We start from the raw sequence: 2,880 nt of genomic DNA on the forward strand, positions 1-2,880 counted from the left end.
CAATTTTTTACAGGTAGTGTAGATGGGCCAATTAAGGTATTGGATAGAGGTTTGACTAAGGGGCAAGGAACTTAACGAAGTCAGAAGTCAGAAGTTATTTTTGTAACGGGCATTCGAGCAAGGCTCCAAAAATACTGAGCCTTAAAAAGCAGGGTTTTAGACCTATGTTATTTTGATAATTGCCAGATTAAAGGCCAGAAAAATTAATAAATTTATAGTGCTGTGCGCAGGCAACAGGCAATAGGGGAAATAAAAAACCGATAATATAAGATTTTTAGCTATTGGACAGTTCCTGTAATTTGTAAATATGCCAGCGCACATTGCTATAGAGAAGGTACATATAACTATAGCTTATTGATAATTTTGGGGAAACTATGCGATCGCGAACAGCTAGAGAAGGTTCAGTCGGTTTATTAACTTTGTTAGGGCTAGGTTTATTTGGTGTATTGGTGCTTTGGTTGAGGGGAGTAAACTTAGGCCAACGTAGTTATAAGGTAATAGTGGAATTTGAAAGTGCATCTAGTATGGAGTTAGGCACATCGGTTAGATATCGAGGTATTAATGTTGGACAGGTAGTAGGAATTAAACCAGGGCCAAATGGAGTAGATATTAGTATAGAAATTAAACCTGAAGATTTAATTATTCCTCGAGATGTGTTTATTCAAGCAAATACATCTTCATTTATTGGTACTGGGGTGATAGATATTACTCCTAGAGGTAGAATACCAGAATCAGAAATTTCTGCTGGTCCTTTATCCTCTAATTGTCCGGAAATAATTATTTGTAATAATGACCGTTTACAAGGGCAAGCAGGAGTAGAAATACAGCAACTATTAAGAGCAGGAATTCGTTTAATAGATCTATACAGTGACCCAGAGTTATTTAGTAATGTCAAAATAATTGCTGAAAATACAGCTAATGCCTCTGCAGAAGCTTCTAAGCTAACAAAACAACTGGCTGATTTATCAGAAACTATTAGAGGAGAAGTGCAAGGTATAAGTCAATATTTAAGAGAAGATGTTGATGAAATAGCAGGAATTCTTAGAACAGAAGTGGGTGGTTTAACTCAAACTTTAGAAGGAGAAATAGGTGGTTTGACTAATACTTTGGAAGGGGAAATAGGTGGTTTGACTAATACTGTAGAGAGAGATTTGGATAGTCTTACTAAAACTGTAGAAAGAGAAGTAAATGATATTTCTAATGGCATAGCAAATGTGACTAAAGCTATGGAAGAATCTACAGCAAAAGTTTCCGAGGCAGCGATCGCTTCCGCAAATTCTGCAGAGGAAGTAGCGAAGAAATTTAGTTTAACAGCAGACCAGATTAATTCAATTGTTAATACAAATCGTTCTACTCTCATAGCAACTTTAGATAATATTGAAAAAACGACGGGAAAGTTAGCAGTTTTAATGGAAAGTTTAAGCCCCATAGTTAGCGATCTAGAAAGAGGAGAATTGATTGGTAATTTAGAAATATTATCAGCAAATGCTGTAGAAACTTCCGCTAATCTAAGAGATATTTCTAGTGATTTAAATAGTTCTACAAATATAGTTATGTTGCAACAAACATTAGATTCAGCTAGAGCAACATTTCAAAATGTGCAGAAAATGACATCAGATTTAGATGATTTAACTGGGGATGATAGATTTAGGAGAAGTCTTAAACAAATTATTAATGGATTAGGTGATTTATTTTCTTCAACAAAGCAGTTAGAGCAGCAAACTCGGATGGCAAAAAATATTGAAACTTTGTTAAAAGATAGTGGCAGTTCAGAGCTGAGTAAATTGACAGATTTGAGGGAATAGAGAATAGGGAATTAGAAACGCCGAAGTATAGTAGTCCAGTAGGGTGCGTTAATGAAATGTAACGCACGCCTTTCAGCGCAAGCGGTGGGTGAGATGTCAAACCGACCATTTTTCCAGCAAGCCATGTCATCCGCCAAGAAATTTATTTCTTGGCTTAAAGCAAAAGTCATCTAAAAGATGACTAAAGATAGCTAATATCATGTTCGGTAGAACAGTTATAATTAGGCTCGTAGTTTGGCTTTAGCCATAATAGTAAGTATTTCAGAGGCTCAAGCCCAACTTACAAACAAAAATTTTACTACAAGCAGGGTTTGCTGAAAAAGTCTTTTTTTCAGAGGAGTAGCCAGAATCCAGAATTCAGAATCCAGGAGGAATGAGATTCCGAGAAGAAATAGCCAGAAGAATCTTCCCTTGATTTTCTAACCATATTTTTGCCCAAAACCCAGATTTTGGAACTGGAACTACCTAAAAGCTGATACTTTATTAGTACCTGCAAGGTCTGAAACCTTTGCCATTAAAAACTTTGATATTTAATCAGCAAGCCCTAAGTAATTATCCGAACATGATATAACTTAAAAATTCTTACTTTTGACTTTTGACTGTCTTGAGTGTGTCTTATAGCGCTGTGCGCAGGCAATAGGCAGTAGGCAATAGGCAGTAGGGGGGGATAAAAAGCTCATTGCTATAAAACTTTTAGCTATTGGACAGTTCCTGAAATTTGTAAATATGCCAGCGCACATTGCTATACATTCTGAGGAGACCTCAGAATTACACACTCGCTTTTGAATTTTGACTTGAAATGACTTTTGACTTTTGAATTCCATGAAAAGCTATATTTATTCCTGCAAAGCAGCTAAAACTTGATCGTGAATTATCCCATTACTAACAACCACGCCACGGTTATCAACCATCTTCGCTCCATCAGCAAAATTTAACGGTTTACCATAAAGATCGGAAACACGCCCTCCAGCTTCTTCCACAACGATCGCTCCGGCAGCATGATCCCAAATATTTTCCCGGTAGTTAGGAGACTTCGGCGATGGCAAACGCAAATATAAAGCAGCTTGCCCAGATG

The 2,880-nt window shown here is 36.8% G+C and carries 2 protein-coding genes; one reads left to right on the forward strand and one right to left on the reverse strand.

Features of this window, described 5'->3' with window-relative positions; all coding sequences use genetic code 11:
• Positions 1-374 precede the first annotated feature (374 nt).
• Positions 375-1,805 (forward strand): MlaD family protein, encoded by a 1,431-nt coding sequence (locus AC3DU7_RS30230; protein WP_488042935.1) that lies wholly within the window; start codon positions 375-377, stop codon positions 1,803-1,805.
• Positions 1,806-2,641: 836 nt separating this feature from the next.
• Here the strand turns inward: AC3DU7_RS30230 and AC3DU7_RS30235 are convergent.
• Positions 2,642-2,880, reverse strand: a 239-nt coding sequence (locus tag AC3DU7_RS30235) for an inositol monophosphatase family protein (protein WP_488042936.1), incomplete at its 5' end; no start/stop codon positions are given.

The organism is Okeania sp. (assembly GCF_983059655.1).

Bases quoted from the DNA above. Each gene is read 5' to 3' on its own strand.
- AC3DU7_RS30230 (WP_488042935.1), top strand. From the start codon at position 375: ATGCGATCGCGAACAGCTAGAGAAGGTTCAGTCGGTTTATTAACTTTG.